General features: G+C 63.8%; 17 protein-coding genes and 3 tRNA genes. 6 read left to right on the forward strand and 14 right to left on the reverse strand.

The annotated features are described in order from the left end of the window. Positions 1–4 precede the first annotated feature (4 nt). From C380_RS13675 to C380_RS13685, 3 genes are all read left to right on the forward strand, one after another. Complete coding sequence (locus C380_RS13675) at positions 5–1,309, forward strand: TRAP transporter large permease (RefSeq protein WP_015014449.1); 1,305 nt, start codon at positions 5–7, stop codon at positions 1,307–1,309. Between the two features lie 121 nt (positions 1,310–1,430). Continuing rightward, positions 1,431–1,814, forward strand: coding sequence for a fluoride efflux transporter CrcB (gene crcB, locus C380_RS13680; protein WP_043565422.1), 384 nt, complete (start codon positions 1,431–1,433; stop codon positions 1,812–1,814). A gap of 119 nt (positions 1,815–1,933) precedes the next feature. Then, positions 1,934–2,797 (forward strand): TIGR00730 family Rossman fold protein, encoded by an 864-nt coding sequence (locus tag C380_RS13685; protein WP_015014451.1) that lies wholly within the window; start codon positions 1,934–1,936, stop codon positions 2,795–2,797. Between the two features lie 55 nt (positions 2,798–2,852). Here the strand turns inward: C380_RS13685 and C380_RS13690 are convergent, their stop codons facing one another. The 7 genes from C380_RS13690 to C380_RS13720 form a co-directional block, all read right to left on the reverse strand. Continuing rightward, positions 2,853–4,019, reverse strand: a complete 1,167-nt coding sequence (locus C380_RS13690) for an MFS transporter (protein ID WP_015014452.1) — start codon at positions 4,017–4,019, stop codon at positions 2,853–2,855. Then, on the reverse strand, positions 4,016–5,869 hold the full coding sequence (rmuC, locus tag C380_RS13695; RefSeq protein WP_015014453.1) for a DNA recombination protein RmuC: 1,854 nt from the start codon (positions 5,867–5,869) through the stop codon (positions 4,016–4,018). Before rmuC ends, C380_RS13690 begins: the two co-directional genes overlap by 4 nt. A gap of 75 nt (positions 5,870–5,944) precedes the next feature. Further along, positions 5,945–6,928 (reverse strand): D-glycerate dehydrogenase, encoded by a 984-nt coding sequence (locus C380_RS13700; protein WP_015014454.1) that lies wholly within the window; start codon positions 6,926–6,928, stop codon positions 5,945–5,947. A 176-nt stretch (positions 6,929–7,104) separates the two neighbouring features. Then, entirely contained in the window at positions 7,105–8,517 is a 1,413-nt protein-coding gene (locus C380_RS13705; protein ID WP_015014455.1) for a sodium:proton antiporter, read from the reverse strand. A gap of 66 nt (positions 8,518–8,583) precedes the next feature. Beyond that, positions 8,584–9,804, reverse strand: coding sequence for a nicotinate phosphoribosyltransferase (gene pncB / locus C380_RS13710; RefSeq protein WP_015014456.1), 1,221 nt, complete (start codon positions 9,802–9,804; stop codon positions 8,584–8,586). A 252-nt stretch (positions 9,805–10,056) separates the two neighbouring features. Then, positions 10,057–10,539, reverse strand: coding sequence for a thioesterase family protein (locus tag C380_RS13715; RefSeq protein ID WP_015014457.1), 483 nt, complete (start codon positions 10,537–10,539; stop codon positions 10,057–10,059). Then, the gene (locus C380_RS13720) at positions 10,536–11,468 is read right to left on the reverse strand and encodes a histone deacetylase (RefSeq protein WP_015014458.1); all 933 of its coding nucleotides are present in this window, start codon (positions 11,466–11,468) and stop codon (positions 10,536–10,538) included. The genes C380_RS13715 and C380_RS13720 overlap by 4 nt, the downstream gene beginning before the upstream one ends. A gap of 199 nt (positions 11,469–11,667) precedes the next feature. Between C380_RS13720 and C380_RS13725 the strand changes: the two genes are divergently transcribed. From C380_RS13725 to C380_RS13735, 3 genes are all read left to right on the forward strand, one after another. Beyond that, positions 11,668–12,216, forward strand: coding sequence for a phasin family protein (locus C380_RS13725; RefSeq protein WP_015014459.1), 549 nt, complete (start codon positions 11,668–11,670; stop codon positions 12,214–12,216). Positions 12,217–12,598: 382 nt separating this feature from the next. Continuing rightward, positions 12,599–13,651 (forward strand): Fe(3+) ABC transporter substrate-binding protein, encoded by a 1,053-nt coding sequence (locus C380_RS13730; protein ID WP_015014460.1) that lies wholly within the window; start codon positions 12,599–12,601, stop codon positions 13,649–13,651. A gap of 119 nt (positions 13,652–13,770) precedes the next feature. Next, on the forward strand, positions 13,771–14,529 hold the full coding sequence (locus C380_RS13735; protein WP_015014461.1) for a 3-hydroxyacyl-CoA dehydrogenase: 759 nt from the start codon (positions 13,771–13,773) through the stop codon (positions 14,527–14,529). Positions 14,530–14,754: 225 nt separating this feature from the next. Here the strand turns inward: C380_RS13735 and C380_RS13740 are convergent, their stop codons facing one another. From C380_RS13740 to C380_RS13770, 7 genes are all read right to left on the reverse strand, one after another. Then, positions 14,755–17,637, reverse strand: coding sequence for an EAL domain-containing protein (locus tag C380_RS13740; RefSeq protein WP_015014462.1), 2,883 nt, complete (start codon positions 17,635–17,637; stop codon positions 14,755–14,757). A 208-nt stretch (positions 17,638–17,845) separates the two neighbouring features. Next, a tRNA-Asp gene (locus tag C380_RS13745) sits at positions 17,846–17,922 on the reverse strand. Positions 17,923–17,975: 53 nt separating this feature from the next. Beyond that, positions 17,976–18,050: transfer RNA gene (locus tag C380_RS13750), tRNA-Glu, on the reverse strand. A 32-nt stretch (positions 18,051–18,082) separates the two neighbouring features. Further along, a tRNA-Ala gene (locus C380_RS13755) sits at positions 18,083–18,158 on the reverse strand. Between the two features lie 65 nt (positions 18,159–18,223). Continuing rightward, a complete protein-coding gene (gltX, locus tag C380_RS13760) occupies positions 18,224–19,645 on the reverse strand; it encodes a glutamate--tRNA ligase (protein WP_015014463.1) in 1,422 nt (473 codons plus the stop codon). Positions 19,646–19,789: 144 nt separating this feature from the next. Beyond that, positions 19,790–21,295: an amidophosphoribosyltransferase gene (gene purF / locus C380_RS13765; RefSeq protein WP_015014464.1), complete on the reverse strand. Its 1,506-nt coding sequence runs from the start codon at positions 21,293–21,295 to the stop codon at positions 19,790–19,792. A gap of 79 nt (positions 21,296–21,374) precedes the next feature. After that, complete coding sequence (locus C380_RS13770; protein WP_015014465.1) at positions 21,375–21,863, reverse strand: CvpA family protein; 489 nt, start codon at positions 21,861–21,863, stop codon at positions 21,375–21,377. Positions 21,864–21,882: the final 19 nt, after the last annotated feature.

Genomic DNA, 21,882 nt, shown 5'->3' on the forward strand with positions numbered 1-21,882 from the left:
AACCATGAGTGACCTCGCCATAACCGGCCTGCTCGTACTGTCGCTGTTCCTGATTCTGGGCAGCGGCGTATGGATCGGGCTCACCCTCTCCGGCGTCGCCTGGATCGCCATGCAGCTGTTCTCTGCCCGCCCGGCGGGCGATGCGATGGCAGTGACCATCTGGGGTAGCGCCTCCAGCTGGACGCTCACGGCCCTGCCCCTGTTCATCTGGATGGGTGAAATCCTGTTCCGCACCCGCTTGTCGCAAGACATGTTCAAGGGCCTGGCCCCTTGGGTGCAGGCGCTGCCGGGCCGGCTGCTGCACACCAACGTGGTGGGCTGCACCATCTTTGCCGCTGTGTCGGGGTCCAGCGCTGCCACCTGCGCCACCATCGGCAAGATGACGCTGCCCGAGCTGACGCGCCGGGGCTACCCCGAACACATGGTGGTGGGCACGCTGGCGGGTGCCAGCACGCTGGGTCTGTTGATCCCGCCGTCCATCATCATGATCGTGTACGGCGTGTCGGCCGAGGTGTCGATCTCGCAGCTGTTCATTGCGGGTGTGCTGCCGGGCATCCTGCTGGCGGCACTTTTCTCGGGCTACATCATGCTGTGGGCGCTGCGCCACCCGGAGCAGGTGCCCGCCGCCGATGTGCGCATGAGCTTCATGCAAAAGCTGTCGGAATCGCGCAGCCTGATCCCCGTGGTGCTGCTGATTGCAGCCGTGCTGGGCTCCATCTACACCGGTTTTGCCACCGCCACCGAGGCAGCGGCCGTGGGCGTGGTGGGCTCGCTGGTGCTGTCGGCCGTGCAGGGCTCGATGACCTGGGGCACGTTCAAGGACTCGCTGATGGGCGCCACGCGCCTGTACTGCATGATCGCGCTGATCCTCGCGGGTGCTGCGTTCCTCACGCTGGCCATGGGCTACATCGGATTGCCGCGCCACCTGGCGGAGTGGATAGCGTCGCTGGGCTTGAACCAGGCGCAGCTCATCGTGGCACTGGCGGTTTTCTACATCATCCTGGGCTGCTTTCTGGATGGCATCTCGATGGTGGTGCTGACCATGGGCGTGCTCATGCCCACGGTGCAGGCTGCGGGCATCGACCCAATCTGGTTCGGCATCTTCATCGTGCTGGTGGTGGAGATGGCGCAGATCACACCGCCCGTGGGCTTCAACCTGTTTGTGCTGCAGGGCATGACGGGGCGCCAGCTGCCCTGGATTGCCAAGGTGGCCATGCCCATGTTCTTCCTGATGTGTGGCGCCGTGGCGTTGATCTATGTCTTCCCTGGCATCGTGACCTGGTTGCCACAGCAGATGTCGGCGCGCTGAACATACCGGCCACCAGCAGACACGACCAAGCGGGGCGCCCCCACCGGGGACGCCCCGCTTGGCGTTTTGAGGGATGGAGAGCAGCCCGTCCGACGCCTCAAAATCCAGCGACAATGCCCCGATGTTGAACGTTCTTGCCATCTGCATCGGCGCCTGTGTGGGCGCACTGGCGCGCTGGCGCCTGGGCCTGTGGCTCAGCCCCGGCGGGCTGATTCCCTGGGGCACCCTCGCCGCCAACCTGGTGGGCGGCTACCTGATTGGCGTGTGTGTGGCCGTGTTCCACGCCATGCCCCAGTTGGACCCTGTGTGGCGGCTGGCGCTGGTCACCGGGTTTCTGGGCGCGCTCACCACCTTCTCCAGCTTCTCGGCCGAAGTCGTTGAGATGCTGATGGTGCAGCGCTACGCCCTGGCACTGGGCACCACCGCACTGCATCTGCTGGGCTCCCTGGGCCTCACAGTGCTTGGCATGCAAAGTGCTTCGTATTTCATAGCATCTCGCGCTTGATATTCCAGCACTAGCACGTCATTTCGTCATCAATCCACGCCACACTGCATGGGCCCAAACCTGCTGCTGCCGGTGCTGCCCCGCTCTTCTCTGTTCACCTACCGATACGCGAGCCCCTCATGGAAGCCAACACCCAACTCAATGAACGCCGCCTGGCCGATGCCTGGGCCGAGCTGCACAACCACGCCCACAACGGCAACCCCCTGCAGGCCGATGCCAATCGCATGGCCTTTGCCGACCCCGAATTCATGTTCCGCCGCGAAACGCGCGGCATCCGCTTTCAGCTCGAAATGCTCAAGCCCGACCTGGGCCAGGCCGAACAAGGCATTGAAAGCACCGTGGTGGTGTACGGCAGTGCGCGCTTTGTGGCGCCCGACGAAGCCGCAGCCCAGCTGGCCGACGCCGAAGCCAGTGGCGATGCCGAGCGCGTGCGCCGCGCACGCCTGGCCGTGCGCAACGCGGGCTATTACGACCTGGCCCGCCAGTTCGCCAAGCTGGTGGCCGACTACAGCGAGCGTCAGCGCCCTGCCGACCGCATCTACATCTGCACCGGCGGCGGCCCGGGCATCATGGAGGCCGCCAACCGGGGCGCCCACGATGCGGGCGCACTGAACGTGGGCCTGAACATTGCCCTGCCCCACGAGCAAAGCGGCAACCGCTTCATCTCGCCCTCGCTGTCCTTCAAGTTCCACTACTTCGCGCTGCGCAAGATGCATTTCATGATGCGTGCCAAGGCGCTGGTGGCCTTCCCTGGCGGCTTTGGCACGCTGGACGAGCTGTTTGAAGTGCTGACCCTGGTCCAGACCAAAAAGGCCAAGCCCGTGCCCATTGTGCTGTTCGGCACGGACTACTGGAAGCGCCTCATCAACTTCGATGTACTGGTGGAAGAAGGCACCATCTCTGCGCAGGACCTCAACCTGTTTCACTACACCGATGAACCCCAGGAAGCCTGGGATTTGATTCGGGCGTTTTACAAGCTCTGACGGTAGTCGCGACACGATGCTGGTGCCCCGGAGCACCAGTATCGCGGCGCACCCGTCAAGTGCGGCGCCCCATCAGCCAAGCCTGGCGGGAACCTAAGCCCACGCAGACCCCGACCACCCAGAACAGCCCTCCCACGCCAATCACCGCCCCGGCCGAGCCAAACAGCATGGGCATGAGCACGCTGGATGCATTGATGGCCATGAGCCGCAGGCCCAGTGCCTCGCCGTGGCGCGCTGGCGGCGTGATCTGGTGCAGCAGGCTCATCACCATGGGCTGTACCGAGCCCAGCGCAAACCCGAGCAGCACCGAACAAACGCCCATGGCCAGCGCACTGTGCAGCAGCGGGTACACACCAAACAGCACGGCGGTTGCCACCATGGCGCCCGCCACCACCACCCGCTCGCGCAGCCGCTCGGCCACGATGGGCATCAGCACCCGGATGACGGCAGCGGCAATTGCAAACGCGCCCAGGATGGAGCCGATGACCGACGCCGACAGGCCCCGCTCGTGCCCGAGCAGCGGCACCACAAAGGTGTGCACATCCCAACATGAGGACAAGATCCAGTTGACCAGCAGCAGGCGGCGAAACGACGGCTCGTTCATCAGGTCCCACGCGCGCTGGGGGGGGCCGCCTGCGGCCGCGATCACGGGCGGCAGCTCGACCGTGTCGCGCACCCAGAACCAGGTGAGCAGGGGCAGCACGGCCATCAGCGCGAAGGCGGCGCGGTAGCCTTCCACGCTGCCTGCCGCGCTGCCCGCGTTGTCGATCATGAGCCCCGCACAGAAGGGCCCGATGAAGTTGGACACCGCAGGCCCGATGGCCAGCCAGCTGAACACTTGCTTGAGCTGCGTGGCGTCGTGCGCGGCGCGCCCCACGTGGCGCTGCAGCGCAATGATCGCGGCGCCGCTGGCGCCACCGGTCATCAACGCCGCCAGGCACAACACCGGAAAAACGGGGAACACCAGCGCCAGCGCCGCCCCGACCGATGCCACCGCCACCGCGTAGCCCACGGGGCGCTTGAGGCCGTGCCGGTCTGCATAGCGCCCTGCGGGCAGGGCCAGAAAGACCTGCGTGAGGGCAAACAGTGCCAGCAACACCCCCACGGCCGCAGCACTGTGGCCCTCGCGCAGGGCGAGCAGCGGAGCGGCCAGACGCATGCCCGCCATGCAGGCGTGCACGCAGATCTGGCCCGCAATCAGGCGCGCCAGAGCCCAGTTCACTGCAGGTCTTCCTCGGGGTCCAGACCGGGCAATGCCGACGTGCTGCCGCCCACCAGCGGACCGGCCGCGCCGGGCGCAGGCAATTCCTGCACATCGCGCAGCTTGCGCTGGATGGCGCGGGTGCGCACGCCCACCTCGTCAAACTTCTTGGCGGCGGCGTCGATGGACTTTTTGGTGGCCTCGACCACATCGCCAAACTTGGCGAATTCGGTCTTGACCATGCCCAAGAGGCTCCAGACCTCCGACGAGCGCTTTTCAATCGCCAGCGTCTTGAAACCCATCTGCAGGCTGTTGAGCATGGCGGCCAGATTGGCCGGCCCGGTGATCATCACGCGGCAGTCGTTCTGCACGGCCTCGACCAGACCGGGGCGGCGCATGACTTCGGCGAACAGGCCTTCGGTAGGCAGGTAGAGCACGGCAAAGTCGGTGGTGTGCGGGGGCGAGACGTACTTGGCGAAGATCTTCTTGGCTTCGAGCTTGATCGAGGTCTCGAACGCGTTGCCCGCCGACAGGATGGCCGCCTTGTCGGCCGCGTCCTGCGCGTCCAGCAGGCGCTGGTACTGCTCCACGGGGTACTTGGAGTCGATGGGCAGCCACACCGGATGCTCGTCGCTCTTGCCGGGCAGGCGGATCGCAAACTCCACCAGCTCGTCGCTGCCCGGCACAGTCTTGACGTTGCGCGCGAACTGGTCGGGCGTCAGCACGTTGTCGATGATGGCGCCCAGCTGCATTTCGCCCCAGGTGCCGCGCGTCTTCACGTTGGTCATCACGCGCTTCAAGTCGCCCACACTGCCCGCCAGGGTCTGCATCTCACCCAGGCCCTTGTGCACTTGTTCGAGCCGGTCGCTGACGAGTTTGAAGGACTCGCCGAGGCGCTGCTCCAGCGTGGCGTGGAGTTTTTCGTCCACTGTGCGGCGCATTTCTTCGAGCTTGGTGGCGTTGTCGGCCTGTATGGCGGCCAGCCGCTCGTTGAGCGCGTTGCGCAGCTGCTCAGCGTTGTGCTGGCTGCCCTGCACCATGCCGGTGAGCTGCTGCGACACGGCGTCTTGCAGCACCGAGAACTGGTTCTTGATCTGAAAGCCGTTGGCTTCGAGCTGGTCCTTGAGCGCGGTGGACATGGCGCCCAGCTGCGTCTGGATGTCGCCCTTGAGCGAGTCGAGCGTGAGGCGCGTGGCGGCCTGCAGGGCCTCAAAGCGCTCCTGGATGCGCTTTTCAAAAAGCGCCGTGCTTTCGGCCATGGCTTCTCGGGACTTGACGCTTTCGGCCGCCAGCGCGGCGGTGGTGGTGGTCAGCTCGGTGCGAAAGCCCACCAAGGTGGCCGACAGCTCGGTGCGCGCAGCTGCCGCGTCGGCCTGGCCCTGGGCCAGATGGGCCAGCAGAGCCTTGCTGCTCTCTTCCAGCCGACCCGCCACGGCGTTCTGCAAGGCGTCAAACCGCTGGGCCAGGGCGGCGTCTTGCGCGGCCTGGCGCTGCGTCAGCGCCGCATCGAAAGCCGCCAGGCGTTGGTCAAGCCGCCCTTCAAACACGCCGAAAGCTGCCAGCAGCTCCGCCCGGCCGTTGCGGGACTCTGCCACCGCCTGGGCCAGTCGCTCATCCACCGCGTGGCGCAGGGTCTCCAGCGTGGACTGTGTGGTCTGGGTAAAGCCGCGCAGCTGCTGCCCCATGCCGTCCAGCGCGCCGTCATTCTTGGCCACGGCAATCTGCGTGGCCTGCGTGGTTTGCTCCAGCGACTGCAGGCGTGCCAGCCACTCGGGCGGCAGATCCACGCGGGGACGGCGCAGCAACAGCACCACCAGAAGAACCAGCGCCAGTGCCAGCGCTGCCAGGAGAACAAGGGTGTCAGTGGTCAAGGTTTACTATGGTTTTGATAGCTATCAGCGCATGATCGACTAGCGCATCCGGTCGATTGGACTCGAAACTTGAAATCAACCCAGGCTGGCAGGCCGATTGACCGGTGTGAGCGGCCCGCGCCCGTCGAAGAACGCGATCAGATTGTCCGCCGCCAGGTTGGCCATGGCGCGCCGGGTGGGCACGGTGGCGCTGGCAATGTGCGGGGTGAGCACCACGTTGGGCACGGTCAGCAGATCGGGGTGCACGCTGGGTTCGCCTTCAAACACATCCAGCCCTGCAGCCGCGATGCGGCGCTCGCGCAGGGCCACCGCCAGCGCCGCGTCGTCCACGATGCCGCCACGCGCGATGTTGACCAGCGTGGCCGTGGGCTTCATTAGCATCAGCTCAGGCGCGCCAATGGTGTGGTGCGACGCTGCCGTGTAGGGCACCACCAGCACCACGTGGTCTGCGGTTCGCAGCAGCTCTTCCTTGCCCACATAGGTGGCCTTGCATTCGGCCTCCAGCGCGGGCGACAGGCGCGAGCGGTTGTGGTAGATCACCTTCATGCCAAAGCCGTGTGCGCCGCGCTTGGCAATGCCCTGTCCGATGCGGCCCATGCCGATGATGCCCAGCGTGCTGCCGTGGATGTCGCTGCCCGCGAACATGTCATAGCTCCACTTGGTCCACTTTCCGGCCCGCAGGTAATGCTCGCTCTCGGTCATGCGGCGGGCCGTGGCCATAAGCAATGCAAAGCCAAAGTCGGCCGTGGTCTCGGTAAGCACATCGGGCGTGTTGGTGCCCTGCACGCCAGCCGCCGTCATGGCGTCCACGTCAAAGTTGTTGTAGCCCACGGCCATGTTGGCGCAGATCTTGAGGCGCGGCGCGGCGGCGAGCAGCGCGCCGTCGATGCGCTGGCTGCCGGTGGTCAGGACACCGTCCTTGTCGGCCAGGCGCGAAGCCAACTCTTGCGGGGCCCAGATCACGTCGTCGGGGTTGGCTTCGACGTCGAAATGCTCACGCAGACGGTCCACGATGTCGGGAAAGATCGCGCGGGCGACCAAGATGCGGGGTTTGCTCATAAGTCTTCAATCTCCAAACTATTCGCAAGGCACGTCGGCCTATAAAAACTGGCGTGGACCAAGCCAGCGGCCGCCGAGCAAAGGCCGCCCTGCAGCGAGGGCGGCGTCCCCCTTCCCGCAGCGCGCAGCGGTGCGAGAGAAGGAGGAAGCGGCGCAGCCGCTCAGGGGGATGTTCACTATCTAAACCAGATGAAAGTCATGACGATAAAGAGCGGCACCAGAATGCCCCCCGACCACAGCATGTAGCCGAAGAAGCTGGGCATCTTCACGCCCCGGTCTTCGGCAATGGCCTTGACCATCATGTTGGGCGCATTGCCGATGTAGCTGTTGGCGCCCATGAACACCGAGCCGGCCGAGATGGCAGCCAGCGTGGGGGCCAGGGTGGTCATCAGCACGGCGGGGTCGCCCCCGGCGGTGTTGAAGAAGACCAGGTAGGTCGGCGCGTTGTCGAGGAAGGAGCTGAGCAGCCCGGACGCCCAGAAGTACATGGCCGGGTCGGGGGTGCCGTCCGGCCGCGTGACGGCGGACACCACGGCGCCAAACGGACCATTGACGCCCGCCTTGAGCATGGCAATGACCGGAATGATGGTGAGGAAGATACCCGCAAACAGCTTGGCCACCTCCTGCATGGGGCCCCAGCTGAACTGGTTGTCTTCATGCACCTGTTTGGGCGTGATGCGCAGGGACACCAGCGCCACGATGATCAGGCCCACATCCCGCACGATACCGGGCAGACCCACTTCGGCCCCGGCGATGGTGAACGCGACCTGCGATTTCCACAGGCCGCTGAGCAGCACCAGCGCCACCACCACACCCAGCAGCGCAAAGTTGGCCTTGCCGTCAAAGCCGATGGCTTTGGTGTCGGGGGTGGGGTCGGCCTTGAGCACCTCTTCGCGCCGGTGGTAGTACCAGGAGTCCATCACGAAAAAGAGGGCGAGCAGGGAGCCGACCAGGAACAGGGTCTCGGGGAAGATGTGGCTCACCGTCCAGAAGAAGTCCACGCCCTTCAGGAAGCCCAGGAACAGCGGCGGGTCGCCCAGCGGCGTGAGCGAGCCCCCGGCGTTGGAGACGATGAAGATAAAAAACACCACCACATGCGCCGTGTGCTTGCGGTTGTCATTGGCGCGGATCAACGGGCGGATGAGCAGCATCGACGCCCCCGTGGTGCCCATGACGCTAGCCAGCACCGCGCCAATAGCGAGGATGGCGGTATTGAGCGCCGGGCTGCCATGCAGGTTGCCCCGGATGTAGATGCCCCCCGCCACGGTGAACAGCGCAGTGAGCAAGATGACGAACGGAATGTATTCGGCCACCAGCGCGTGGACAAAACTTGCGCCCGCTGCGCCCGGGCCAAACACCAGCGCAAACGGCACCAGAAAAGCCAGCGCCCAGCCGGCTGCAACCTTGCCAAAGTGGTGGTGCCAGAAGATAGGAGCCAACAGCGGCATCAAGGCAATCGACAGCAGAATGCCGGCAAAGGGCACGCCCCACAGCACCGACAGCGCACTGCCATCAATATCGGCCGCCAGTGCCAGACCCGGCAACGCCGCCAGTAGGCCGGCCACTGCCAGCCCGCGCGAAAATTTCATGGTTCTTGTCTCCGTCTCATTGCTAAAAATCAGGGGGCGCAGGGCCATGGCACCTGCGGGGCACGGTCACACCGGCGAAGGGATATCAAACACCTGGCGCAGGTAGGCCAGGTACTTCTCGTCATCACACATGCCCTTGCCCGGCGTGTCGGACAGCTTGGCCACCGGCTGGTCGTTACAGCGTGTCATCTTGATGACCACCTGCAAGGGCTCGTGGGCTGGTGGGCTGCCGAGGTCGTTGGTCAGATTGGTGCCAATGCCAAACGCCAGCTGGCAGCGGCCCCGGAACTGCTGGTACAGCTCGATGGTGCGCGGGATGGTGAGTGCGTCGCTGAAGATCAGCGTCTTGGTCAGCGGGTCCACGCGATTCTTGCGGTAGTGGTCCAGCAGGCGCTCGCCCCAGGCAAACGGGTCGCCGCTGTCATGGCGGGCTCCGTCGAACAGCTTGCAGAAGTACAGGTCAAAGTCGCGCAGGAAGGCGCTCATGCCGTACACGTCCGACAGCGCAATGCCCAGGTCGCCCCGGTATTCCTTGGCCCACATCTCGAAGCCGAACACCTGGCTGTCGCGCAGCCTCGGGCCCAGCGCTTGGCAGGCCTGCAGATACTCGTGCGCCATGGTGCCCAAAGGGGTCACGCCCAGCTTCATCGCGTACAGCACGTTGCTGGTGCCCGCAAACTGCCCAGGGCCTGCGGGTGCACCCGGGCGGCGGTCGCCGGTGCCCAGGCGGGCCACCAGCACGCGCAGCACTTCTTCGTGCCAGGCGCGGCTGAAGCGGCGGCGTGTGCCGTAGTCGGCAATCTTAAGGTCCGACAGGCCCTCGCCCTGCAGCAGTGCGATCTTGGCATCGAGCCGGCGGCGGCCTTCCGGAAAGTCGGGCACCTTCTGCGTGTTGCGAAAGTACACCTCGTTGATGATGGCCAGCACCGGGATCTCGAACAGGATGGTGTGCAGCCAGGGCCCGCGGATGGTGATGTCGATCTCGCCATTGTGCTGGGGCACGACGGTGATGTATTTCTCGTTGAGCCTGAACAGCCCCAGAAAGTCCACGAAGTCGCTCTTGATGAACCGCAGCGACCGCAGGTAGGTCAGTTCGGCATCCTGAAAATGCAGGCTGCACAGCGAACGGATCTCGTCGCGGATCTCGTTAGCAAACGGCGCCAGCTGCACGCCGGGGTTGCGGCACTTGAACTTGTATTCGACCTGCGCGCCCGGAAACTGGTGCAGCACCACCTGCATCATGGTGAACTTGTACAGGTCGGTGTCGAGCAGGCTGGTGATGATCATGGACAGGGCAAGCCTCAGAAACCGCGCACGCTGGGCACGCGATGCTCCGGCCGCAGACCGGACAACAAAGCCGCAAAGTGTAGGCCATCACGGCGTCCGGTGCGCGGCACGGCGGGCGGCGTCAGCCAGTGTTCAGCCGCCGTCGGCAATTCAGGCTGTTCTGGGCCCAGGCGCACCTTGCAGTTGCGCCTGGCGCTATCAAATCAGTAGCTACGGTTTGCAGCTACTGATCAGCCGCCAATCAACGACCTGTCAGCCGGGCATGACCAGCGCCTGCAGCACATTGCGCAATGCGTCTGGCACAGCCACCGGGCGGCGGGTTTCACGGTCCACGTACACATGGATGAAGTGCCCCGCCGCCGCAGTCAGCGGCTCGCCCTGCGCAAACAGGCCCACCTCGTAACGCACGCTGGAGCCCCCCAGCCGCGCCACGCGAATGCCCGCCTCCACGGTCTGCGGGAACGCCAGTGGCGCGAAGTAATTGCATTGGGTCTCGATGACCAGGCCGATGGTCTGGCCCGCATGGATGTCCAGCACGCCCTGGTCGATCAGATGGGCGTTCACCGCCGTGTCGAACCAGCTGTAGTACACGACGTTGTTCACATGCCCATAAACGTCGTTGTCGGCCCAGCGTGTGGTGATGGGGCGAAACACGCGGTAGGCGCTGCGCGGCTGCGGAGCCGGGCGGACCGGCGCGGAAGAAGCGACAGGAGAGGGGCTGGCGGCAGAGGTCATGGCCGCACATTCTGCCAGCGCTGGTGGTACTGCCAGGCCACGCGCCAGGTGGTAAGTTGCGCCTGCAGCGTGTCCTCCAGGTCGTTGCCATAACCGCCCGCCATCACGAACACCGTGGGAATGCGCCGCTGCCAGGCCCAGTCAAACACCCGCCGGTCGCGTGCCTCCAGCCCATCGTGGGTGACGGCGAGACGCCCCAGCCGGTCACCCACGTGGGGGTCCGCCCCCGCCAGATAAAACACAAGATCCGGCTTGCAGCGGTGGTCCAGCGTCTCCAAGGCCTGGTCCAGCGCGTGCAGGTACTCATCATCCGCACACCCGTCGGGCAGTTCCACATCCAAGTCGCTCGGCTCCTTGCGAAACGGAAAGTTGCGTGCGCCATGCAGCGACAGGGTGAACACGCTGTCGTCCCCCTGAAAGATATGGGCTGTGCCGTTGCCTTGGTGCACATCCAGGTCGATCACCGCCACCTGCAGCGGCCAGCCCGAGCCATCGTTCAGGTGGTCGGCCTGTGCCTGCCGGGCAGCCACCGCCACATCGTTGAACACACAAAAGCCACTGCCTTTGTCGGCATACGAGTGGTGCGTGCCGCCAGCCAGGTTGCCCGCCACCCCCTCGCGCCACGCGGCGCGGGTAGCGGCCAGGGTGGCGCCCACCGAGCGGCGCGCGCGCTCAGCCATGGCCGGGCTCCAGGGAAAGCCGATCTCCCGCTGGGCGGCGGGCGCGAGCGTGCCGTGGTCCACGGCGTTTATGTACTGCGGGCTGTGCACGCGCGCCAGCGCCTCATCGGATGCGGGCAGTGCCTCTTTCAGTACGGCGCCCGGCAAATGCTCTGCAATCCGGTCGCGCAGCATGCGGTACTTGGCCATGGGGAAGCGGTGACCCTCGGGCAGGGGCAACACGAAGTGGTCGGCGTAGTAAGCATGCATGACACGATTGTGGCAAGCCGAGGATTTCTGGGTGATCGTGTCTAATTTGCTGCGTTGCAACAAAAACCCCTTGCAATAGCGCCGCAAGTCCCTAAAATTCAACCCATGCTGCACTGCAACATGACTATCAGGTCAAGGTCAGCGCAGATGTCTGTGAACCACCCCGGCCCCATGGGCCCTCATTTTTAGGAGATATGACATGTCGCTGACCGCAGAACAAATCCTGGCATCCCACAAGGCCAACATCGAAACCCTGTTTGGCCTGACCTCCAAGGCTTTCGAAGGCGTGGAAAAGCTGGTCGAACTGAACGTGACCGCTTCGCGCGCTGCGCTGTCCGAAGCCGCCAACCACACGCAAGCCGTGCTGGCCGTGAAGGACGCCCAAGAACTGCTGGCCCTGCAAGCCGGCCTGTTCCAGCCCCTGGCTGAAAAGACCGCTGCTTACAGCCGCCACCTGTATGACATCGCTTCGGGCACCGGTGCCGAGTTCGGCAAGGCTTTCGAAGCCCAGGCCACCGACGCACAGAAGGCTTTCACCAACCTGGTGGACAGCGCCGCCAAGAACGCCCCCGCCGGTTCCGAAACCGCTGTGGCCGTGATGAAGAGCGCCGTGTCTGCCGCCAACAACGCGTTTGAGTCGGTACAAAAGGCTGTGAAGCAAGCGTCTGATGTGGCTGAAGCCAACTTCAACGCCGTGGCCAACACCGCTGCCAACGCTGCCAAGACGGCCGCTCCCCGCAAGCGTTAATCGCCCTACCTGCGGTCTGGAGTGCAACCTCTAGGCCGTGTTCAGGGAATACCCTGATAATTCAACCCATGCGCTGCTGACCTTGTCGACAGCGCCTCAGTTGTCTCCTTGGATCCTCTCGAAACCCCCGTTTCAAGGATCCTTTTAAAGCCCGGTTTTACGACCGGGCTTTTTTTTGGCCTGACCACCCACAGGCCGCAAGCGTGGGAACGGGCCCGCGCGGCGAACCGATCTTTTTACGGTGGTCCGGCATCCACGGCATGCGGCCCTTGCGCCACCTCAAACCCGGACCCGAAATCCGGCCTTTGCGCAAGACATTGATCAAGAATAATTCGCGTTTGCTTTATCATTGACGCAGTTTCAACCCCGAAAGACGCAACCCATGTCGAAGACTGTGAAAGCCTTGCTGAGCGCTTGTGCCCTGGCCGCCGCTGCAGGCGCCGTGCACGCCCAGGAACAAGTGGTCAACCTCTACTCGGCCCGCCACTACTCCACCGACGAAGCGCTGTACACCGGCTTTACCAAGGCCACGGGCATCAAGATCAACCGCGTGGACGCGGACGATGCCGGCATCCTGGCCCGGCTGAAGGCCGAGGGCGCTGCTTCTCCCGCTGACGTGATCCTGCTGGTGGACGCTGCCCGCCTGTACAAGGGCGAGGTGGACGGCCTGTTCCAGCCCATCCAGTCCAAGGTGCTGAACGATGCCATCCCCGCCAATCTGCGCAGCCAGCCTGCAGCGGACGGCGGTATCTCGTGGTTTGGCCTGTCCACCCGTGCGCGCGTGATCGTCTACAACAAGGTCAAGATGCAAAAGGCCGATGTGGACACCTACGAAGAGCTGGGTGACCCCAAGAACAAGGGCAAGCTGTGCATCCGCTCCGGCTCGCACCCCTACAACCTGAGCCTGTTCGGCGCGGTGACGGAACACATGGGCGAACAAAAGGCCGAAGCCTGGCTCAAGGGCATGGTGGCCAACCTGGCCCGCCCGCCCAAGGGCGGCGACACTGACCAGATCAAGGCCGTGGCCGCCGGCGAGTGCGATATCGCCGTGACCAACACCTACTATCTGGCGCGCATGATGCGGTCCAACAAGCCCGAAGACGTAGCCGTGGTCAACAAGGTGGGCGTGGTGTTCCCCAACCAGGAATCCTGGGGCACGCACCTGAACATCGCTGGCGGCGCAGTGGCCAAGCACTCCAAGAATCAGGCCAACGCCATCAAGTTCCTCGAATACCTGGCCAGCCCCGAGGCACAGAACTACTTTGCGAATGGCAACAACGAGTGGCCCGCAGCCAAAGGCGTGACGCTGGACAACCCGGCACTCAAGGCCATGACCGGTGGCAAGCCTTTCAAGAGCGAGACCATCCCGATCAGCGCGGTGGGTGCAAACACCACCAAGGTGCAGCAGATGCTGGACCGCGTGGGCTTCCAGTAACCTGCCCTGCCCTCACCCACCACAAGCCCGGCCTGGTCCGGGCTTTTTTTCGCGTTCAGCACGGCAGGGAGATGCGCCATAATTGACGTTTACGTTAACGTCACTTACTGGAGACAACCATGGACATCCAAGGCAAGGTATTCATCGTCACCGGCGGCGCATCGGGCCTGGGCGAAGGCACAGCACGCATGCTGGCCGCCCAGGGCGGCACCGTGGTCATTGCCGACATGCAGGCCGAAAAAGGCGAGGCTGTGGCCAAGGAAATCGGCGGCGCCTTCGTGAAGTGCGATGTGAGCAACGAGGCCGATGGCCAGGCCGTGGTGGCCAAGGCCGTGTCGCTGGGCAAGCTGGTGGGCCTGGTGAACTGCGCCGGCATCGCCCCCGCCGAGAAGACCGTGGGCAAGAACGGCGCGCATGCGCTGGCCCTGTTCAGCAAGACCATCACGGTCAACCTGATCGGCAGCTTCAACATGATCCGCCTGGCCGCCGAGGCCATGAGCAAGAACGAGCCCGAGTCCACCGGCGAGCGTGGCGTGCTGATCTCCACGGCCAGCGTGGCTGCCTATGACGGCCAGATCGGCCAGGCCGCCTATGCAGCCTCCAAGGGCGGCGTGGTGGGCATGACCCTGCCAATTGCCCGTGACCTGGCACGCAACGGCATCCGCAACATGACCATTGCGCCCGGCATCTTCGGCACCCCCATGCTGTTTGGCATGCCGCAAGAAGTGCAGGACGCGCTGGCCGCTGGCGTGCCCTTCCCCAGCCGGCTGGGCACCCCGCAGGACTACGCCAAGCTGGTGCGCCACATCCTCGAAAACGACATGCTCAATGGCGAGGTGATCCGTCTGGACGGTGCCATTCGCCTGGCTCCACGCTGAGCTGGGGCAGAAGTCAAAGAGGCCTACCTGAACGCTACTCTTTCGATAGCATCTCAGGCATATTCCTCTAGCGCATGGTGCCGGTTCGGCACCAAAACAGTCCACCAGGAGCCTGCACAGGCCACGGGACTGCCGCGAGTCAAACCCTTAGCTAACGCCCCCACCGCCGCGCCCAAAACGCGGCTGTTTTGTTTGGGCGGCGGCTTGCCTCTGCCTCCCGCCGTCTCAACCCAATACCGCGTGGCCCTGGGTGAGAAGCCCCTGCAAGTCGGCGGCAGGCACGGGGCGGCTGAAGTGGTAGCCCTGCCCCGTGTCGCAGCCCAGTCCCAAAAGCACATCGCGCTGCGCCACCGTTTCCACACCTTCGGCAATGGTCTCCAGGTCCAGGCTTTGCGCAAGGCCAATGATGGCGCGCACGATGTGGGGCGCACTGGGGTCTTCGCCCAGATGGCGCACAAACGACTGGTCGATCTTGAGCTTGTGCACCTTGAGGCGCTGGATGTAGCTGAACGACGAGTACCCGGTGCCAAAGTCGTCGATGGACAGCTGCACGCCCAGGTCGTACAACTGCCGCACGATGGCAATCACCTGCTCCGGTGCATCCATGGCGATGCTTTCGGTCAGCTCCAGCTCCAGCATCTGCGGTGGCACGTTGCTGTCGGCCAGCGCCCGCCCCACCATGTCCACCAGACCCGGGTGGCGGAACTGCACCATCGACAGGTTCACCGCCACCACCAGCTCGGTATGGCCTGCATCACGCCACTGCCGGGCCTGGGCCAGCGCGGTGCGCAGCACCCATTCGCCGATGCCCAGAATCTGGCCGCTGCTCTCTGCCACCGGGATGAATTCGGCCGGGCTGACGGCACCCAGCTCGGGGTGCGTCCAGCGCAGCAAGGCCTCCACCCCCACCAGTCGCCGATCCTTCAGCCGGATTTGTGGCTGGTAGTGCAGTGTCAGCTGGCCCAGCACCAAAGCACTGCGCAGGGCATTCTCGATCTGCAGCACCCTGAGCGACCGGGCCTGCATGTCCGCCGAAAAGAACCGGTAGGTGTCACGCCCGGACTCCTTGGCACGGAACATGGCCGCGTCGGCGCGCTGCGCCAGGGTCTCGAAGTCCCCCCCATCCTCGGGGTACATCGCAATACCGATGGAAGAAGTCACCACCAGCTCGTGGTGCTCCAGCTTGCAGATGCGGCGCACCTGCGCCTGCAGCTCATCGGCCACATGGGCTGCCTGCTGTGCGTCGGTGAGCGGCAGCACGATCACGAACTCATCCCCGCCCTGCCGCGACACCGTGTCTTCATCGCGCACCACCGACTGCAACCGGTGCGCGATCTCGATCAGCAAGCCGTCCCCTACCTGGTGACCGAGCGAGTCGTTCACATTCTTGAAGTGATCCAGGTCCAGGTACAGCAGCGCGAGTTGATGGCCGCTGCGTTGCGTCAGTGCAAGGGCCTGGCTGAACCGGGACGCGAACATCGTGCGGTTGGGCAGGCCCGTCAGCGCATCGAAGTTGATCAGCTTGCGGATGCGCTCCTCATCACGACGGCGCTCCGTCACGTCTTCCTGCACGGCCAGATAGTGGGTGATGCGGCCTTGCTCATCGTGCAGTGGCGAGATGATGGCGGACTCGTTGTATTCGCCGCCGCCCTTGCGGCGGTTGACGAATTCGCCACGCCACGGACGGCCCGATGTCAGATGCGCCCACAGGTCGGCATACACGCTGGCAGGCGTGGCCCCGGCACTCAGCAGACGCGGGTTACGGCCAATCACCTCCTCGGGGCTGTAGCCTGTCGTGGCGGTGAACGCGGGGTTCACGTATTCGATGTTGCCGTCAGCGCCTGCAATGAAGATGGAGTTGGGCGCCTGCTCCACGGCATGCCGCAGCTTGCGCAAGGTGTCCAGCATTTGCACACGCTGGGTGATGTCACGCGAGAGCACAACAAAGTGATCGTCCCCTTCGTCGTCCATCACTTTGCGTGCCACAGACAACTCAAACCAGTGCTGGCCATCGGGCAAGTCCAGCGCGTACTGGAAGTCGCGGGCCAGGCCCTGCTCTGCTGCAGCATTGATCGCAGCCTGCGCTACGGCGGCCGCCGCAGGGGGCAGGATGTCGTGGATCGACCGCCCCACGACCTCGCTGGCAGGCATCAGCAGCAATTCGGGCTGGCGCGTATGGATCTGCACATAGCGCCCGTCGCGGGTCACCTCGAACATCAGGTCGGGCACGGCGTCCAGCACGGCCCGCATGGCCTTGTCGGACTGCTTGAGCACCCGGTACGGTGCCTCGATGGTGCCCACAAAAATGGCGCGGTACAGGTAGTAGTACCCCACCACTTTGTACATATGGCCCAGCAGATTGAAGGGGTCGGTTGCGACGACGTAGAACGTGAAAAAAAACTCGCTCAGGGCCATCACCCACACGGTGGCGAACAACCTGGCCACATCAAAGGCGGCACGCCCCCGCGCCCAGTGCAGCAGCACGCCCAGCGACGCCGCGTACAAGGCCACCACCCCGTACTCGGAGGCGATCTTGAACCGTGTGAGCCCCTGGTCGTCGTAGGTCTGCGGGTACCAATGTGGAAACCAGAACACAACGGCGTGGATGACTGCAACAACGGCCAGTACCAGCGCCAGTACCAAAAACCTGCCAGGGCCGGGTGCTGCTGCATCGCCGGGCACGCGCCAATGCAACGCCACCGCACCCAGAAGCGTCAGCGCCCCCAGGTATCTCGCGGGCAACCAGAAATTGATGCCCTTGGCCACCGAGTTGGGCGTGATGTAGTCGGGCATGCCGGCGAATGACAGCATGTGCGAAAAATCGAGGATCGCCACGCCCAGAAAGCCGCAGGCCAGGATGAGCACATTGCGCTGCGGATTGAGGCTGTGTGCCTTCCACCCCACTGCAAATACCAGGGCAGACACAGCAATGGACAGCGTCTCCAGCACTTGGTGCAGCGTGAGGTAGTGCCCCACCCGCTGCGGACTGGCCACCGAAAAATAGGCCCAGGCTGCAATCACCCCACCGGTCAACAAGTAAAGCACCGGCGCCACAGCCTTGAAGCTGGCCAGGTGCTGTGGGTGAATCTGCAGCCGAAAAAGGTTCATAGGCGCGGGATGGGTCTGTGAGAGCCGCCTGGGCGGTATGGCTGTGCAGCCGACTATCGCTGATTCTTGCACAGGCCCTATCACTTGTAACAGGTTGAACCCCAGCAGCGGCCTGTCTCAAGATGCTTGTACAGCCATGCGAGCGCATGACGTACCAACAGAGGCATAAAAAAACCGCTGCAGCCTTGCGACTGCAGCGGTTGATATCTGGCGGAGTGGACGGGACTCGAACCCGCGACCCCCGGCGTGACAGGCCGGTATTCTAACCAACTGAACTACCACTCCTGGCAGGCAGCTTTTCGCTCGCATTTCTCAACACAAGCCAAGCGCTACAAACTTGGCGACCCACGGGGATTCGAACCCCGGTACTCACCGTGAAAGGGTGATGTCCTAGGCCTCTAGACGATAGGGTCAAAACCTTGGAACTAACCGTTATCAAGCGATGTGGTGGAGGTAAACGGGATCGAACCGATGACCTCTTGCATGCCATGCAAGCGCTCTCCCAGCTGAGCTATACCCCCACTATATGACTTCAAACACTTAGTATTTGTTGTCATCACCTGAGCCTTGAATTATAGACAGATTTTTAGCGGTTTCGCAAACGCGCTACAACTTTTTCACGTCCGACCAATTCCAGCACCGCATCGACCGATGGCGTGTGGGCGGTACCAACCGTCAACACGCGCGCAGGCATGGCCAGTTGGGGCATCTTCAGACCTTGGGCAGCCAGCACCTGCTTGAACGCCGCACTGATGGAAGCCTTGTCCCATTCACACGCAGACAGCGCATCGGCCAATGCGTCCAGAGCAGGCGCAATGGCGTCGGTGACATGCTGCGCGCGCTCTGCATCCACGGGCGACATATCGCCATAAAAAACCTGCGCCCAGTTGGCGAGCGCGACGGTGGTGTCGCACCGGTCTTTGAAGAGTGCGCAGATGCGGGGCAGACGCCCATCGGCCAGCGCCTCGGCCGAAACACCACGCGCCTGCAATTGCGGAGCCACCAGCGCAGCCAAAGCGTCATCAGCCATGGCTTTCAGATGCTGGGCATTCACCCAGCGCAGCTTGGCTTCATCGAACTGCGCCGCGCTGCGGCCCAGATGGTCGAGGTTGAACCACTGCAGGAACTGCTCACGGCTGAAGATTTCATCATCGCCGTGGCTCCAGCCCAAGCGGGCCAGGTAATTCACCATGGCGTCGGGCAAATAGCCTTCATCACGGTACTGCGTGACCGGCTTGGCACCATTGCGCTTGCTCATCTTCTCGCCCTGCTCGTTCAGCACGGTAGGCAGGTGGGCATAGACCGGAGGCTCCTTGCCCAGGGCGCGGAAGATGTTGATCTGGCGTGGAGTGTTGTTCACGTGGTCATCGCCACGGATTACGTGCGTGATCGCCATGTCGATATCGTCCACCACCACGCAGAAGTTGTAGGTGGGTGTGCCATCGGGCCGCGCGATGACCAGGTCATCCAGCTCATCGTTGCTGATCTCGATGCGGCCCTTGACCTTGTCGTCCCAGGCCACCACGCCCCCCTGCGGGTTCTTGAAGCGCAGCACAGGCTGCACGCCTTCCGGAATGGCGGGCAGGGTCTTGCCAGCCTCGGGGCGCCATGTGCCGTCGTAGCGCGGCTTCTCCTTGGCGGCCATCTGACGCTCGCGCAGCGCATCCAGCTCGGCCACGCTCATGTAGCAGGGATACACGTGACCGGCAGCCTGCAACTCTGCCAGGACCGCCTTGTAACGATCCATGCGTTGCATCTGATAGAACGGGCCTTCGTCGTGGTTCAAGCCCAGCCATGCCATACCCTCGATGATGACGTCCACCGCCGCCTGGCTGGAGCGCTCCAGGTCGGTGTCTTCAATGCGCAGAATGAAGTCACCACCCGTGGCGCGGGCAAACGCCCAGGGATACAAGGCCGAGCGAATGTTGCCCAGGTGGATGAAGCCGGTGGGCGAAGGAGCGAAGCGGGTGCGTACGCGGCCCGTGCTGGAAGCAGTGGTTTCAGTCATAAAAATCAATGCTGGCCCTCAACAGGGCCAGTTCTCAAGTGAGGTCAATCCATCGGGCGCAGCCCATCCTGAAGCAGCATCGCCCGCTTTGCCGAAAGTCCAGCATCGCGTGCGACGGCCCCAAGGGGCTGCGCAAGCCCTTGGCTACGCTTCTTGCGCGTTGGGCAAAGCAAGGCGCGAAGTGTCTTCCTCACCCTCTTCAGAGCCCACGCGCCCTTCATTCAGGCTGGCAATCCCTTCCGCCGTGATGTCGCCAGTCACATACACACCGTCAAAGCACGAGGCATCGAAGCCGACGATAGCGCTGTTGAGCGCACCCACGGCCTTCTTCATGCCATCCACGTCCTGGTAGATGAGAGCGTCGCAGCCGATGGCCTGGCGAATTTCTTCGACCGTGCGGCCATGGGCCACCAGTTCGCTGCTGGTGGGCATGTCGATGCCATACACATTGGGATAGCGCACAGGCGGCGCGGCACTGGCCAGGTACACCTTGCGGGCTCCCGCATCGCGCGCCATCTGCACGATCTCGCGGCTGGTGGTGCCGCGAACGATGGAATCATCCACCAGCAACACGTTGCGGCCTTTGAATTCGCTGCCAATGACATTGAGCTTCTGGCGCACCGACTTCTTGCGCACGCCCTGCCCCGGCATGATGAAGGTACGACCCACATAACGGTTCTTGACGAAGCCTTCGCGGTACGGGACGCCGAGCAGGTGCGCCAGTTGCGTAGCGCTGGGGCGGCTGGACTCGGGGATGGGAATGATCACATCGATCTCGTTGGGCGGCACCGTGGACACCACGCGTTTGGCCAATGCTTCACCCAGATTCAGACGCGCCTGATAGACCGAGATGCCGTCCAACACCGAATCAGGCCGCGCGAGGTACACAAACTCAAAGATGCATGGATTGAGCTGCGGATTCTCTGCGCATTGGCTGGCGTGAACCTGGCCATCGAGCGTGATGAAAATCGCTTCGCCGGGGTTGATATTGCGCTCGAACACATGGGAGGTGCCTTCCAGCGCCACCGACTCGCTACCCACCATCACGGTGCCGTCCTGGCTGCGGCCCATGGCCAAAGGGCGAATGCCATGCGGGTCGCGGAAGGCCAGCAGGCCGTGGCCTGCGATCAGCGCGATCACGGCATACGAACCCTTGATGCGCTTGTGCACCGCACGCACGGCCGTGAAAACATCCTCGGGCTGCAGAGGCACGCCGCGCGTGGCTCGTTCGAGCTCGTGCGCAAACACGTTCAGCAGGACTTCCGAGTCACTCTCCGTGTTCGTGTGGCGGTGGTCTGTCTGGAACAGCTCGGTGCGGAGTTCACGGGCGTTCGTCAGATTGCCGTTGTGCACCAGCACGATGCCGAACGGGGCGTTGACGTAAAACGGCTGGGCCTCTTCTTCGCTGTAGGCGTTGCCGGCGGTGGGGTAGCGCACCTGGCCCAGACCCACGTTGCCCGGCAGAGCACGCATGTTGCGCGTGCGAAAAACGTCGCGCACCATGCCCTTGGCCTTGTGCATGAAGAATTTGCGGCCCTGCTGGGTCACGATGCCAGCAGCATCCTGGCCACGATGCTGCAGGAGCAGCAAAGCGTCATAGATCAGCTGATTGACGGGCGCAGGACTGACGACGCCGACGATTCCACACATAGTTGTATTCCATCCGTTTGCGGGAACAGCCCCGCGGTCATCCAACGGCAGCAGCTTCTGACCGCTGCCGCTTCGATCCTCACGAAGGCAGATGCCTTCCAAATTCGTCCGGCAGCGCCGGTTTCAACCCCTTGAGCACCTCGGTCAAGACCGGTGCACCCTGCGACTCCTGCCACCACTGTGCCTCGTGCACGGGGGTGATACCCGCCACCACAGCCACCGCCAGCAACAAGACGACGCCGCGCAACACACCAAAAACAGCGCCCAAGGTGCGGTCTGCCGGACGCAGCCCCACAGCTTCCACCAGCTTCTTGGCCACCCAGGCCAGAAAACCACAAGCAAAAACCGAAGCCACAAACACCACCACGAAGCCAGCGGCGTATCGCAACGACTCACCCGACCCGCCCATAGGCAACAAGGCCGCCGCATCGGCCGCAAACCATTGCGCCACAAAAAACGAGACCACCCAACCCAATACCGACAACACCTCAAACACCAAACCGCGCCACGCACCAATCAGCATGGAGGCCAGCAACACGGCCAGGAATACCCAATCCAGCGCGGCCATGGACAAATGGCAGTCCGAC

Source organism: Acidovorax sp. KKS102, assembly GCF_000302535.1.
Lineage (GTDB): Bacteria > Pseudomonadota > Gammaproteobacteria > Burkholderiales > Burkholderiaceae_C > Acidovorax.